The following is a 14,339-nucleotide window of genomic DNA, read 5'->3' on the forward strand; positions in this document are numbered from 1 at the left end:
CGGCTCCTACAAGGGATTGGGTTTGTCTGGGGGGATGGGGTGACCCGGAAGCCGGGTCGTGCAACGGGCGTCCGCATCAGAGCCGGAAATGCCCGACCATCCCCTTCAACTCGGCCCCCAACTGCGCCAGCTCGATACTCGAGGCAGCATTGCCCTGCATCGCCAGTGACGACTGATCGGCGCTCGCACGAATGCTGGTCACACTGCGGTTGATCTCCTCGGCCACTGAGCTCTGCTCCTCGGCAGCCGCCGCAATCTGCTGGTTCATCTGCTGAATCAACGACACGGCCGCGGCGATACTGCCCAAGGCGCTTTCGGTCTGCAGTGCATCACTGACCGCCAGCTTCACCAACTCGCCACTGCTTTGAATCTGCTGCACCGACGACTGCGCCGCCGACCGCAAGGCGCTGACAAGACGCTCGATTTCCTCGGTCGATTGCTGGGTGCGCTTGGCCAGGGCCCGCACCTCATCGGCGACCACTGCAAAGCCCCTGCCCTGCTCGCCGGCCCGCGCGGCCTCGATAGCCGCGTTGAGCGCCAACAGGTTGGTCTGTTCGGCCACACTCTTGATGACGCTGAGCACCGTGCCGATATTCTGGATTTCCGCACTCAGGCTTTCGATGCTGGCACTGGCCGAGGATGCCGAATCCGCCAGTTGCTCGATCCGCGCCATGCTCTGGCGCACGACCGCCTGGCCACCTTCGACCTTGCCATCCGCTGTTTGCGCGGCCTGCGCCGCTTCTTCCGCATTACGCGCAACGTCGTGCACGGTGGCGGTCATCTGATTCATCGCCGTGGCGACCTGCTCGGTTTCTTCCTTCTGGCTGCTGACCTCAAGATTGGTCTGCTCGGTCACCGCCGACAGCGAATGCGCGGAACTGGCCAACTGTTCGATGCCCGCCTGCAAGCCGCTGACAATGCTGCTCAGCCCAGCACCCATCTGCTGCATGGCCTGCATCAACTGGCCGATCTCGTCGTTGCGGGTCACTTCGACCGTAGCACTCAAGTCGCCCGCAGCGATCTGCTGAGCGACACGAATCACACTGCGCAACGGGCCGACGATCAATCGGGTAATCACCCACGCCGCAATCAGCCCGACCAGCAAGGCCAGAGCCGACGAGCCGATAATCAGCAGTGAATTCTTCTTCAGCTCGGCCTGCATCGACTGGTCTTCAGCGACATAAGCCTGGTCCACCCGCTCCACGACCTGGGCGGCGCGCTGATGCAATTGTTCATAGACGGTCTTTTCCTGGGCCAGCAACCCGGTGTACTCCGTCAGCTTTTCACTGAAACCGCCAATGTGCCCGACCACCTCGTTCAAGACTGTCAGGTAACCCTCATCCTTGACCGTGGTTTTCAGTTGTTCCGCCTGAGTCAGGGCCTGGTCGGCCTGCTCGATCTTGCCTTGGCCGGCACTGTCATCACCCTTGCGACTCTGGTCCAGGCGCACGCGGGCTTCGTTCATGGCTTGCAGCATCAGCCGCGAAACCTGGCTGACCTGACTGGCTTGTTCGAGGAACTGCGAGCCGTCCTTGCCTTCGGATTCCTTCAGAGTATAAGCGCCATCGTCGGCGAGACCGGATTGCAGCACGTCAAGGTTGTTAGCGACGCTGGAAACCGACCAACTGGCCATTTCCAGTGCCAGGTCCTTGGCCTGACTCAGCGAGACGAACTCGTCGAAAGCCTTGCGGTAAGCCGCCAACGATTGCTCGACGTCGTTCATCACGGGCACGTTGGCCGGCGTTTGTGCCTTCAACTGATTCGCCAGGGCAACCAGGCCATCGACGCCTTCGTGCAACGCCGTCACGGTTTTAGGGTTGCCGTGCAAGGCGTACTCCTGCTCGAGCAGGCGCACTTTGAGCAGGCCACTGTTGAGCGACGACATCTGCTTGAGCCCGTCGAAGCGATGGCTGATGGTTTGCAGGGACCATACGCCGATGGCCGCCACCAAAGCTGTCAACAACAGCACCAGCACAAACCCGACACCCAGTTTTTTTGCCATACCGAGGTTGGCAAAACGTCCTTGCACGGCCGAAATCATTGCACTTAGTCCCCTGCCATAGTCTGTTGACGCAGATTCGCAACGGGCCTGTGTCAACACAAGTCTCTGGCGTCGGAATAATGGCAAAAAGCTACGCCAACGTCGTTTTCAGAACGCTTGAGGTCGATCCAGAGCGGTGGCCTGAAAAAACGCCCGGGCTCGCGGATCACAGGCGCAGGCCACATTGATCCGCTGCCAGTCGCTGGCCTCGCCGGTGGGATTGAATGCCGTCGCGGAAGACAGCAGGACACCGAAGCGCCGTGCCTGTGTCCGCACGTGAGCGTAGTCGGACTTGCGCGACCGTGCCCAGATGAACAATCCGCCGACGGGATTGCCGAACACCTCCCACTCAGCGTCTTCCAGCATCTGCAACGCAGCTTCCCGGTCATGCCTCAAGCGCTGGCGAAGGCGCAGCACCAACTTGCGATAAGCACCACTGGCCAACAGACAGGCCAGCACTGACTCGCAGAATGCTGATGCGCCCAGACTACTGATCCTCTTGGCCTCGGCCAGTCGCGAAATAACCTCGGCCCCGGCCACCACAAAACCCACCCGCAATGAACTGCTGAGGGTTTTCGAGAAGCTGCCGACGTAGATGACGTTGTCATCCAGGGCCGCAAGCCGCGTGCCGGGGCCACTGTGCAAATCGGCGTAGACGTCGTCTTCAATCACCAGCACGCCATGTTTTTTCGCCAGTTTCAGGATCTGCTGCGCCACCACCGGCGCCAGACTGCTGCCTGTGGGGTTGTGAGAGAAACTGTTGATGAACAACGCCCGGGGCTTGTTCTCGAGCAGCAGCGCCTCAAGCACTTCGATGTCCGGCCCGTGGGGGGTGCGCGGCACTTCGATCATCGACACACCGTGCAGCCTGAGCAGCTCGAACAACATTGAATAGCCGGGGCTTTCGACCACCGCGCAATCGCCGGGGCGGAGCAAGGTTCGCACAATCAGGTCGAGCCCTTGGCTGGCCCCAGCCGTGGTCATGATCCGGTTTTCTTCGGCGGCGATATCAAGCACGCTCAGGCGCTTGCTGATTTGTTGACGCAGGGCCGGCAGGCCCAGTGCCGTGCTGTAGTTGAACAGCCCCGCCATGTCGGTACGGCTGACCTCCCGGATTGCGTAGGTCAGATCATCCGTCTCGCGCCAGCTTTCGGGGAGCCCGCCACACCCTAGCTTCAACTCACTCTGCGCATTGACCGGTTGCACCTGCGCGCCCTCGAACCAGGGCGAATCCGCAGCCGCCGACGTCGGGGCTGCCACCGTAAACCTGGCACCCTGCCGTGACGCCAGCACGCCTTGAGCCACCAGCCGGTCGCACGCCTCCAGGACACTCGAATGGCTGAGTAAATTGGTCCGCGCGATTTGCCGTGCAGAAGGCAAGCGTGTACCCGGTTCCATGTCGCTCTGTCGCAGCCGGCACGCCAGGGCGTCGACGATTTGCTGTACGACCGGCACTTGGGCCTGTCTATCGATTCTCAATTCCATGAGCAAGCAAACTCCTGTTCGTTTGACGGAATCAGTTAATCACAGGCGTGCCTGACGGGCTGTGCGACAACGCCGTCAAAACTTGTGGATCTAACCATTTGATACACATTGCTCGGGTGTTTTGCTGGAGTGGTGGAAAGCAAAAACGTACCCGCGCGCCCTGTAGGAGCGAGCTTGCTCGCGAAAAACGCCCAGACACCGCGTTCATCCAGACAACCCGCGTCATCGTTGACGCCCATCGCCAGCAAGCTGGCTCCTACAATGGAATGCACCCGTATTCGGAATATGCACGATCCCCCTGTGGGAGCGAGCCTGCTCGCGAAAAATGCTCAGGCACCGCGTTCATTCAGATAGCCCGCGTCATCGTTGACGTCCATCGCGAGCAGGCTCGCTCCCACAGGGGAACGCGTACGCAAAATGAGCCAGGTCGGCTTTAAGGCCGCCTCGGCGGCTGTGACGGTGAGCGCCCCCTCGAGAGGCCGAGTGGAGGTTCTGCGCAGTGGGCAACCCGGCATAGATGCCGGGTTAGCCGCCCCCGGCCATGGATGGCCGATGGCGGCGGGTCCACGGAGCAGGGCCGGAGCGAGGGCATGCCGAGCCTTAGCGAGGCACCGAACGAAAGAGGCAAGAGCGCTTTGGTTACTTTCGCGCTTTTCGAAAGTGACTCGCCGTAAGGGCGAAACCAATAGCCGCCGTTACCGCAGAAATGGATATGTACACAACCAACAATCATCAACCCCCGCGGTTTAAAACGCCGTAACCCCCCCATCCACCGCCAACGAATGCCCCGTGGTAAACGCAGCACCATCACTGCACAGATACAGCACAGCACTGGCGATTTCTTCCACCTTGCCAATCCGCCCTACCGGGTGCATGGCGCTGGCGAACTCACCCTTCTTCGGATCCGCTTCATAGGCACGGCGGAACATATCAGTGTCGATAACCGCCGGGCACACCGCATTCACGCGGATTTTCTTCTTCGCGTATTCAATTGCCGCCGACTTGGTCAAGCCAATCACCGCATGTTTCGACGCCGCATAAATGCTCATCTTCGGCGCAGCGCCAAGGCCCGCAACCGAAGCGGTGTTAACGATCGCACCACCGCCCTGAGCCAGCAACAGCGGCAACTGGTACTTCATGCACAGCCAGACGCCTTTGACGTTAACGCCCATGATCGCGTCAAACTCATCGATCGTACCGTCAGCCAGCTTGCCTTTTTCGATCTCGATACCCGCGTTGTTGAAGGCATAGTCGAGACGGCCGTAGGTATTCACCACTTCGTCCATCAGATTTTTCACATCGCTTTCCAGAGTGACGTTGCAACGTACGAAAGTTGCTTCACCGCCCGCCGTACGAATCAGCGCCACAGTGCCCTCGCCACCGGCGGTGTCCATGTCGGCCACGACCACTTTCAACCCTTCGGCGGCGAACGCCTGGGCGGTCGAGCGACCGATACCGTTGGCGGCGCCCGTTACGACGGCGACCTGGCCGGAAAACGTCATGCTCATTGTGTTGTCCTCGAAGAGAAGAATGCGTGGGTTCGCGTGCCCCAGTCTAGCCACAGCCGTTGCCGGCACGGCAGCACTATCAGAAGGCCGGTTAAGTGCCCATGAGTGGCAGTGATAGAACCCGCCGCATGACTATCACTGCACTGGATCAACGTGCATTCGCCGCATCAGCCAAACTTGCGACGTTGCCCATGAAGGTCTATCAACAAGGCTTCATTCATCTTGAGTGCCTGTCATGACTACCCAGACCAATCGCCAATTCCTGCTCGCCAAACGTCCGGTGGGCGCGGCTACCCGCGAGACGTTCACCTACCAGGAAGTACCGGTCGGCGAACCGGCCGCGGGTCAGATCCTGGTCAAGAACGAATACCTGTCCCTGGACCCGGCCATGCGTGGCTGGATGAACGAGGGCAAATCCTACATTCCGCCGGTCGGTATCGGCGAAGTCATGCGGGCATTGGGTGTAGGCAAAGTCGTGGCGTCGAACAATCCAGGCTTCGCGGTCGGGGACTACGTCAACGGCGCCCTTGGCGTGCAGGATTATTTCCTTGGCGAGCCACGCGGTTTCTACAAGGTCGATCCGAAACTGGCACCGCTGCCGCGTTATCTGTCCGCACTGGGCATGACCGGGATGACCGCTTACTTCGCCCTGCTCGACGTCGGCGCACCGAAAGAAGGTGACACTGTGGTGCTGTCCGGCGCGGCCGGTGCGGTGGGCAGCATTGCCGGGCAGATCGCCAAGCTCAAAGGCTGCCGTGTAATCGGCATCGCGGGCGGCGCGGACAAGTGCAAGTTCCTGATCGACGAACTGGGGTTTGACGGTGCCATCGATTACAAGAGCGAAGACGTCGTCGCCGGCCTCAAGCGCGAATGCCCGAAAGGTGTCGACGTGTATTTCGATAACGTCGGCGGCGACATCCTCGATGCGGTGCTGAGCCGCCTGAACCTGAAAGCGCGGGTGGTGATTTGCGGCGCCATCAGCCAGTACAACAACAAGGAAGCGGTCAAGGGCCCCGCCAACTACCTGTCGCTGCTGGTGAACCGCGCGCGGATGGAAGGCTTCGTGGTGATGGACTATGCGGCGCAGTTTGCCGCGGCTGGGCAGGAAATGGCCGGGTGGATGGCCAAGGGGCAGCTCAAGAGCAAGGAAGACATTGTCGAAGGACTGGATACGTTCCCGGAGACGCTGATGAAGTTGTTCAGCGGTGAGAATTTCGGCAAGTTGGTGTTGAAGGTTTAACGCAATATTTGAAACCGCCTAAAAACCACTGTGGGAGTGAGCCTGCTCGCGATAGCGTTGTATCAGCCGACATCAATGCTGATTGATAAAACGCTATCGCGAGCAGGCTCACTCCCACATTTGGATCTGCGGCGTTTTAGTTAAGCGAGTTCGGCTACCACGGCAGCCAACGCCTTGGCCGGATCCGCCGCCTGGCTGATCGGGCGACCGATCACCAGATAATCCGAACCGGCATCCAGTGCCTGGCGCGGCGTCAGAATGCGACGCTGATCGTCCTGGGCGCTGCCCGCCGGACGAATCCCCGGGGTCACCAGTTGCAACGACGGGTGAGCCGACTTCAGCGCCTGGGCTTCCAGCGCCGAGCACACCAGACCGTCCATCCCGGCTTTTTCCGCCAGTGCCGCCAGACGCAGCACCTGCTCCTGCGGTTCGATGTCCAGACCGATGCCGGCCAGGTCTTCACGCTCCATGCTGGTGAGCACGGTCACACCGATCAACAATGGTTTCGGGCCGCTACGCTGGTCCAGCACTTCACGGCAGGCCGCCATCATGCGCAGGCCGCCGGAGCAATGCACGTTGACCATCCACACGCCCATTTCCGCCGCCGCCTTCACTGCCATGGCGGTGGTGTTCGGGATGTCGTGGAACTTGAGGTCCAGGAACACTTCAAACCCCTTGTCGCGCAGGGTGCCGACGATTTCCGACGCGCAGCTGGTGAACAGCTCCTTGCCGACTTTGACCCGGCACAGTTTCGGGTCCAACTGGTCGGCCAGCTTCAGTGCGGCGTCACGGGTGGGGAAATCCAGGGCGACGATGATAGGAGTCTGGCAGACGGACATGTGCGGGCTCTCAGGCAGGACGAAATCGGCGCGCATTGTAGCGGAACCAGCGCGGCTGCGGGACCCGATGATCGGTAAATCGTCGTCGGCGCTCAGCAAAGACTAGTCGCTCCACCCATTGTGTCGAGACCGATACATTCATGACACGCCCGCAACACCCTTCCCCGCTACCCTCGGCAGCCGCAACACGTCCTTACAGCACTTCCCGCCTCCGGGCAGGACGCCTATGCTGAAGCCACAACCTCGCAGCCTATCTTTGTGGTTGGCAGCCTACCTGGCAGATGAACGCACGCATGCACAGTACCCAAGCACCCTTGAACGACGATCTGAAAGCGCCCGGCGACGACAAACGCTGGAGCATTCGCGCGCTGATCGTCGACGATGACGTCCCGATCCGGGAACTGATGATCGACTACCTGGCCCGGTTCAACATCCACGCCAGCGGCGTCACCGACGGTGCCGCCATGCGCCAGGCGCTGCTACTGGAACATTTCGACGTAGTGGTGCTTGACCTGATGCTGCCCGGTGAAGACGGATTGTCGTTGTGCCGCTGGTTGCGTGCCGAATCGGACATCCCGATCCTGATGCTCACCGCCCGTTGCGAACCGACCGACCGGATCATCGGCCTGGAACTGGGCGCCGACGACTACATGGCCAAGCCGTTCGAACCGCGAGAACTGGTCGCACGGATTCAGACCATTCTGCGTCGCGTGCGCGACGACCGTACCGAACAGCGTGCGAATATTCGCTTTGACAGCTGGCGCCTGAACAGCGTGCTACGCCAGTTGATTGCGGCGGATGGCCTGGTGGTGCCGTTATCCAACGCCGAATTCCGCCTGCTGTGGGTGTTCATCGAACGTCCACGCCGGGTGCTCAGCCGCGAACAACTGCTGGACGCCGCGCGCGGTCGCTCGATCGAAGCCTTTGATCGCAGCATCGATTTGCTGGTCTCGCGCCTGCGCCAGAAACTCGGTGACGACCCGAAAGCCCCACAGTTGATCAAGACCGTTCGCGGTGAGGGTTACCTGTTCGACGCCCGAGACATCGGCTGATGCGTGCGCGCTTCGATACGCTGTTCGGCCGCCTGTTTGGCGTGCTGCTGGTGGCGATCATCCTGGCGCACCTGCTGGCATTTGCCTGGTTTCATCACTACGGTCCACCGCCCCCACCACCACCTCCGGAATTCTCCGAAGGCTACGAAGAACAGCTCCCGCCAATGGACCCGCGCTTCGAGAAGCGGCCACCGCGGCCATGGTTCGGTGGGCCGCTGGTGCCCCTTACGTTCCAGCTGATTTCGCTGATCATTGCCGCCTGGTATGGCGCCAAACTGTTGAGTCGGCCGATTCAGCGACTGAGCGCCGCCGCCGAGCGCCTGAGCGAGAACCTCGACAGCCCGCCGCTGGATGAATCCGGCCCACGGGAAGCCCGGCAAGCGGCTTACACCTTCAACCTGATGCAAAAACGCATCATCGAGCAAATGCAGCAGCGTTCGCGAATGCTCGGCGCGGTGTCCCATGACTTGCGTACACCGCTGTCACGGCTCAAGTTGCGGCTGGAACAGATTGACGACGACAAGCTGCAAGGCCAGATGCGCCAGGATCTGGATGACATGATCAGCATGCTCGACGCCACCCTCACCTACCTGCACGAACAGCGCACCAGTGAGGCGCCGCAATGGATGGATGTGCAGGCGCTGATCGAATCCCTCAGCGAAAACGCCCAGGACCAGGGCGCCGATGTCCAGGCCAGTGGTCATTGTGCGCCGTTGCAGGTGCAACCCATGGCCTTGCGTTCGTGCATCAACAACCTGCTGGACAACGCCCTGCGTTACGCCGGACAGGCGCAGATCGTGCTCGAGGACCATCGCGAACAGCTGGTGATCCGGGTGATCGACCAGGGGCCGGGAATCGCAGCGGATAAACGCGAAGCCGTCTTCGAACCGTTCTTCCGCCTGGAAGGTTCGCGCAATCGCAATTCCGGCGGGGTCGGGCTGGGTATGACCATTGCCCGGGATGCGGCCGAACGACTGGGCGGGCAATTGACGCTGGAAGAAACCCCCGGTGGCGGCTTGACCGCCGTGATCCGCCTGCCCCGCGCCTGAGTCCCACATAAATTCCCTGTGGGAGCGAGCCTGCTCGCGATTGCGGTTGATCATTCAACATTGATGTCGACTGATGCACCGCAATCGCGAGCAGGCTCGCTCCCACAGGGTCTGAGGCTGACCTGTGTGTACCGAACGGTACAAATCCCACATACCCCCGATAACTTGCTACCCGAGGCTGCATAAGCCGGTGCACCCGCCGGTTTTCCATTCCAGGGAGTGAGCCCAATGATCGGTAGCGTCAGCAACTACTCGAGCTATAACAATACCGCCAGCACCACCAGCAATGCCCGCAGCCAGCAGTTCCAGAAAGAACTGCTGGCCAAACTCGATACCAACAGCGACGGTTCAGTGGACCAGGACGAGCTCAAAAGCGCCCTGTCACAGAAATCCGATGACGGCCTGCTGGTCAGCCTCAGCAAAAACTTCGCCGACCTGGACAGTGATGGCAGCGGCAGCCTGAGCAGCGAAGAAATGGCGGCGATGGCACCTCCGCCACCACCACCGCGGGATCAAGCTCCGGACACTGAATTGGCCGACGCGTTGATCAGCGCGCTGGACGCCGACGGCGACGGGGCCATCAGCAGCGACGAACTCAGCAACGGCCTGACCAGCGCCGGCAGCAGCGCCGACAGCAGTGAAATCTTTTCGGCCCTGGACAAGAACGAAGATGGTGTCGTCAGCAAGGATGAGCTCGCCGCCAGCCTCACCCCGCCACCGCCGCCACCTCAGCAGGTTTCCAGTGAAGAACTGTTCAGCCAGCTGGATACCGACAGCGACGGCAGTGTCAGCGCCACCGAACTGAACAGCGCGCTGCAGGCCAGCAACAGCACTTCATCGACCAGCACCGACACCAGCGCCGCGCTGCTCAAGGTACTCGACAGCGACAGCAGTGGCGGTGTCAGCAGTGATGAGTTGAAAGCTGCCTTGCAGGCCGGTCGCGAGAAGGACAGTTCTACCGATCAGGTGAATGTGACGGAAGCCTTGAACAAGATGATCGCCAACCTGAGCAAGCAGTACTCGCTCGACAACGTGGCGACAGTGGGCAAGTACCTGAACGTTACAGGCTAAAGCAAAAGCTTCGCGGGCAAGCCTCGCTCCCATAAGGATTGAGGTGAACACATCATTTGTGTGAACACCACGAAACCTGTGGGAGCGAGCCTGCTCGCGAAGAGGCCGTTAGCCTCCATATCCATCTCAGGGCCGGCGATCCTCCACCCGCGCCTGGCTCTTGCTCCAGTCGGTCAACAGGCTGTACGCCACGGCCAGTAACGTCGGCCCGATAAACAGACCGATGAACCCGAACGCAATCAACCCGCCAAAGACGCCCAGCAGCACGATCACCAACGGCAGGTTCCCGCCGCGACTGATCAGGTAAGGCTTGAGCACGTTGTCGACGCCACTGATGATGAAGGTGCCCCAGATCCCGAGGAACACCGCCATCCCGTATTCGCCTTTCCAGGCCAGCCAGGCGGTCGCCGGAACCCATACGAGCGGCGGCCCCATGGGAATCAGGCTGAGCAGGAAGGTGACGATGCCGAGCACCAGTGCGCCAGGCACTCCGGCAATCAGGAAACCGATCAACGCCAGCACCGCCTGGGCGGCCGCTGTCCCGATCACGCCGTTCACCACCCGTTGCACCGTACCCGCCACCAGTTCGATGTAATAACCGGCGCGGTCACCGATCAACCGCTGCAGCAGACTATGGACAAACGCCGCCAGGCGCGGCCCGTCGCGGTAGAAAAAGAACACGAACACAATGCTGAGCGTCAGCTCGAGAATGCCGCCGCCAATCTGCGCACTGCGGGCCAGCAACCAGTTGCCGACCTGCCCCAGATAAGGTTTGAGCGAGACCATCAGCGCCGCGCCCTGCTGGTCGATGCTGTTCCAGACCACCACCAGGCGCTCACCCACCAGAGGAATACCGCCCAGCCAGGTCGGCGCCTCGGGCAAGCCGTCCATTTGCACATCTTTGATGAAAGCCGTGGCATCGCGCACGTGGTCCGCCAGGTTGAACCCCAGCCACACCAGCGGCACCGCCACCAGCAGCATCCAGCCCAGGGTCAGCAATGCCGCCGCCAGGGATTCGCGACCGTCGAGCCAGCGCGTCAACAAACGCATCAATGGCCAACTGGCAAACGCCAGGACCGCGCCCCAGAACAGCGCCGACCAGAACGGCGCCATCACCCAGAAGCTCGCGCCAAACAGCACCAGGAGGAGGATTTGCACCAACAGCCGATCGTTATTGATCATCCGGATCTCGAAAAAAGTCAGTCTGCAAAAGAGTAGGCGAACACGGCGCGCGTGTTCGCCTGATACAGCTTATCGCAACAGTTCGATGTGCAGGCCAGAGCCTTCGACGTTGCCGGTCTCCATGCGCGCCGCCCGTACGCCCTGAGCCATCAATGCCTGGCGCCAGGCTTCGGCATTCGGTCCGGAAACGCTTACCCGCAAGGTTGTGTCCAGGTTCAGGCCTCGTGAAAGCAGGCGCAGCCAGGTGTCGTCGGGCGCTTCAGTCAGTTTTGGAAAGTCAAGTTCGCCGGTGCTCTTCAGCTCCCTGAGCAAGGTCGCGGAGGTCGGCAGCAAATCACCCAGCGGTGCAGCGGCGTCGAACTGTTCGACGTGCAGATAGGCTTTGCGATTGCCGCGAGTGATGCTGTACAGCGCCACCAGGGTGTTTTCCTTGGGTGCCGCCAGTCGTAACAGCAGATATGCCTGCTGGTCGTCAGCGCCATAGAGCTTGGCATTGCCGAAGACCTCATTGGCCCACAGGCTGCTTTCACCGCAATCGCGGGCCTGGCACCAGAACAGCAATTGCGCGTCCTGCTTCTGCAAGGCTTCGCGAGCGGCGGTGAAGGCTTCGGTGGAGGAATGCTCCGGCGGCAACTCGTAGGTCACCGAAGTGGTATGGCCCCGTGCGCTGACCTGCCCGTCGAAGCGCAACTGACCGCTGATCTTGCGAATCGAACCCATCGGGTAAATCCGCTCCAGCTCGACCGCCGGACGATAGTCGACGATCTGCGAATCGGTCACGCGCGGCACGATTGGCAGGTCCTGGCTGCCCGGTACATCGGCGGCAAACAATAGAGGGCTGAAACTGCACAACGTCAGCAGACTGAGTGAACGTATGGTCAGGCTCATCGGATGAACATGGCCTGGGCACCCGCGATATGGGCCGTGTGGCCATTCGGGGTCGCAGCGGTACTGACTTCTGTCATGGTTGTCTCCCTTTTCAACCCGTCCAGCCTCGACAGTTGCCCGGCGCAAGTCAAGGAACGGCGAAGAACCGATTGAAACAGTCTGCGACAAGGTCGGCACCGGCTTCGTCATTCAGGTGCAAATGGTGACCGCCTGGCAGCTGTTCCCGGCTAAAGGGTAGACGCTCCAGCAACTCGGAATGTTTGGCGAGCATGCCGTCGGCCGCGACGACCAGCAACGCGGGACAAGCGACACGCTGGACGAAGGCCATCGCCTGTTCCGTAGTAAGACGCAGCGGCGATGGCAGCGTCAGGCGGTTGTCGGTGCGCCAGGTGTAGCCGCCCGGCACCGGCATCAAGCCGCGCTGGGCCAGCAACTCTGCCGCTTCGCGACTGACCGCGACCAGGCCTTTCATCCGCGCCTCGATGGCACGGTCGAGGGTGTTGTAGACCGGTTTGCGTTTCTCCCGCAGATCGAGCTGAGCCTGTAAGGCCATGCCCATCCGCTCGGCGGCATTTTCGCCTTTGTCTGTAGGCGGAATGATGCCGTCGATCAGGGCCAGGTGGGTGACGCGCTCGGGCATTGAGCCGGCGATGATCAACGAAGCGATCGCGCCCATGGAGTGACCCATCAGTGCAAAGCGCTTCAGGCCCAACTGATCGGCGACTTGCAGCACGTCGTGGGCGTAGTCCCACATCGCATAGCCCGCACCCGCCGGACGATGCCCGGAATGACCGTGACCGGCCATGTCCAGCGCGATGATCCGCAGCCCTTTGAGCTTCGGCGCCAACCGGGCAAAGCTGTTGGCGTTGTCCAGCCAGCCGTGCAAGGCAATCACCGGCAGACCGTCCTCCGGGCCGAACAGGTGCGCGGCCAGCTCGATGTGCGGCAGGCTCAGGCGGACTTCTTCGACGACATGGCTCATGCACAATCCTGCTGATGGCGCGCGTCCCAGCGGCTGAACAGGTTTTTCAGCAGCGCGGCCGTGTCCTGAGGACGCTCCAGGGGAAACATGTGGCCACCGGGCATGCTCAGGGATTCCCCCATCGGCATGCGACCGACAGAACTGGCGTGATGACGCATCACCACGCGGCTCTTGTGCCCGCGCACCACTGCCAGTGGCACTTTCAACTGACGCGCGCGGCCGGGGCTGGTGTGCGGCACGCCGCGATAGATGCTGATTTCCGTGGCCGGGTCGAAACTCAGGCGCAGCTTGTCGCCAACCTTGTGCAAGCCGTGTTGCAGGTAGGCGTCGAAACACTCCGGATCAAAACTGCGAAACAGGGTTTTACCGGCGAAATAACGGCGGGCGCTGTCGAGGTCGGCAAACTCCTCCCGACGCCCCAGCGTGCGGCCGGCCGGCGTCAGACGGTCGATGAAACCGAAGCGCTTGGCCGCGCGGATCACCCATTGATCGGCACGGGTCAGCACTGGCGAATCGAGCATCACCACGCCGCGATACAGCTCGGGACAGCGCAAGGCGGCGTGCAAGTGCAGCACGCCACCGAAGGAATGGCCGACGCCCCACACCGGCTCCGCCTGCTGCTCGAGGTGATGAATCAGCTCGTCCACCAGGTTGTACCAGTTGTCGTCCGCCGGGAAGCGCGGGTCATGGGCGTGCTGCTCCAGATGCCTCACCTGATACTCGGGCGCCAGCGCCGCGAACAACTTGCCGTAGGTCCCCGACGGAAAACCATTGGCGTGGGCGAAAAAAATCTGCTGCGACATACCGGTCGATCCATCAACGAAAAACAGGGTTTGATTGTCCGCAAGCCCGTTGCGAACCGCAATGACCGTAACGGCCAGGAATGATGACAGTCCTGCCATGGCTATATTGCGTGTTAACAGGCCCATACCTGTTATTTCTGACAGTTGACAGCCGAACCGGATGACGCGGATAAGAGCAGTGTCCACAGGCCCCGGGCAA

General features: G+C 61.3%; 12 protein-coding genes and 1 pseudogene. 4 read left to right on the plus strand and 9 right to left on the minus strand.

The window, feature by feature from the left end; all coding sequences use genetic code 11:
- Positions 1-76: 76 nt before the first annotated feature.
- The 4 genes and pseudogenes from ACF6ZU_RS04910 to ACF6ZU_RS04925 all read right to left on the minus strand — a co-directional run bounded on the left by ACF6ZU_RS04910 (position 77) and on the right by ACF6ZU_RS04925 (position 5,034).
- Entirely contained in the window at positions 77-958 is an 882-nt protein-coding gene (locus ACF6ZU_RS04910) for a methyl-accepting chemotaxis protein (RefSeq protein ID WP_392893699.1), read from the minus strand.
- Between the two features lie 27 nt (positions 959-985).
- Positions 986-2,041: pseudogene (locus ACF6ZU_RS04915) on the minus strand (methyl-accepting chemotaxis protein); the annotation flags it as partial.
- A 108-nt stretch (positions 2,042-2,149) separates the two neighbouring features.
- The gene (locus ACF6ZU_RS04920) at positions 2,150-3,526 is read right to left on the minus strand and encodes a PLP-dependent aminotransferase family protein (RefSeq protein WP_392890774.1); all 1,377 of its coding nucleotides are present in this window, start codon (positions 3,524-3,526) and stop codon (positions 2,150-2,152) included.
- Between the two features lie 746 nt (positions 3,527-4,272).
- Complete coding sequence (locus ACF6ZU_RS04925) at positions 4,273-5,034, minus strand: SDR family oxidoreductase (RefSeq protein ID WP_392890775.1); 762 nt, start codon at positions 5,032-5,034, stop codon at positions 4,273-4,275.
- Positions 5,035-5,269: 235 nt separating this feature from the next.
- On the opposite strand from ACF6ZU_RS04925, the gene ACF6ZU_RS04930 reads away from it, so the two are divergent.
- Positions 5,270-6,274, plus strand: a complete 1,005-nt coding sequence (locus tag ACF6ZU_RS04930; RefSeq protein ID WP_392890776.1) for an NADP-dependent oxidoreductase — start codon at positions 5,270-5,272, stop codon at positions 6,272-6,274.
- A 140-nt stretch (positions 6,275-6,414) separates the two neighbouring features.
- On the opposite strand, the gene pyrF is transcribed toward ACF6ZU_RS04930, so the two are convergent.
- Entirely contained in the window at positions 6,415-7,113 is a 699-nt protein-coding gene (gene pyrF, locus ACF6ZU_RS04935) for an orotidine-5'-phosphate decarboxylase (RefSeq protein ID WP_392893701.1), read from the minus strand.
- A gap of 293 nt (positions 7,114-7,406) precedes the next feature.
- Here pyrF and ACF6ZU_RS04940 point away from each other — a divergent pair, with 293 nt between their 5' ends.
- The 3 genes from ACF6ZU_RS04940 to xopAW all read left to right on the plus strand — a co-directional run bounded on the left by ACF6ZU_RS04940 (position 7,407) and on the right by xopAW (position 10,285).
- Positions 7,407-8,165 (plus strand): response regulator, encoded by a 759-nt coding sequence (locus tag ACF6ZU_RS04940; RefSeq protein ID WP_392890777.1) that lies wholly within the window; start codon positions 7,407-7,409, stop codon positions 8,163-8,165.
- Positions 8,165-9,214 (plus strand): sensor histidine kinase, encoded by a 1,050-nt coding sequence (locus ACF6ZU_RS04945; protein WP_392890778.1) that lies wholly within the window; start codon positions 8,165-8,167, stop codon positions 9,212-9,214. The genes ACF6ZU_RS04940 and ACF6ZU_RS04945 overlap by 1 nt, the downstream gene beginning before the upstream one ends.
- 228 nt (positions 9,215-9,442) lie before the next feature.
- Complete coding sequence (gene xopAW / locus ACF6ZU_RS04950) at positions 9,443-10,285, plus strand: XopAW family type III secretion system calcium-binding effector (protein WP_392890779.1); 843 nt, start codon at positions 9,443-9,445, stop codon at positions 10,283-10,285.
- A 126-nt stretch (positions 10,286-10,411) separates the two neighbouring features.
- On the opposite strand, the gene ACF6ZU_RS04955 is transcribed toward xopAW, so the two are convergent.
- The 4 genes from ACF6ZU_RS04955 to ACF6ZU_RS04970 form a co-directional block, all read right to left on the minus strand.
- Positions 10,412-11,467, minus strand: coding sequence for an AI-2E family transporter (locus ACF6ZU_RS04955; protein ID WP_392890780.1), 1,056 nt, complete (start codon positions 11,465-11,467; stop codon positions 10,412-10,414).
- 69 nt (positions 11,468-11,536) lie between these two features.
- Entirely contained in the window at positions 11,537-12,343 is an 807-nt protein-coding gene (locus ACF6ZU_RS04960) for a DUF4892 domain-containing protein (RefSeq protein ID WP_392893703.1), read from the minus strand.
- Between the two features lie 139 nt (positions 12,344-12,482).
- A complete protein-coding gene (locus tag ACF6ZU_RS04965) occupies positions 12,483-13,337 on the minus strand; it encodes an alpha/beta hydrolase (RefSeq protein WP_392890781.1) in 855 nt (284 codons plus the stop codon).
- Positions 13,334-14,140: an alpha/beta fold hydrolase gene (locus ACF6ZU_RS04970; protein WP_392890782.1), complete on the minus strand. Its 807-nt coding sequence runs from the start codon at positions 14,138-14,140 to the stop codon at positions 13,334-13,336. The genes ACF6ZU_RS04965 and ACF6ZU_RS04970 overlap by 4 nt, the downstream gene beginning before the upstream one ends.
- Between the last annotated feature and the right edge of the window lie 199 nt (positions 14,141-14,339).

The sequence above is a fragment of the Pseudomonas migulae genome (genome assembly GCF_043225285.1).
Taxonomy (GTDB): domain Bacteria; phylum Pseudomonadota; class Gammaproteobacteria; order Pseudomonadales; family Pseudomonadaceae; genus Aquipseudomonas; species Aquipseudomonas migulae_C.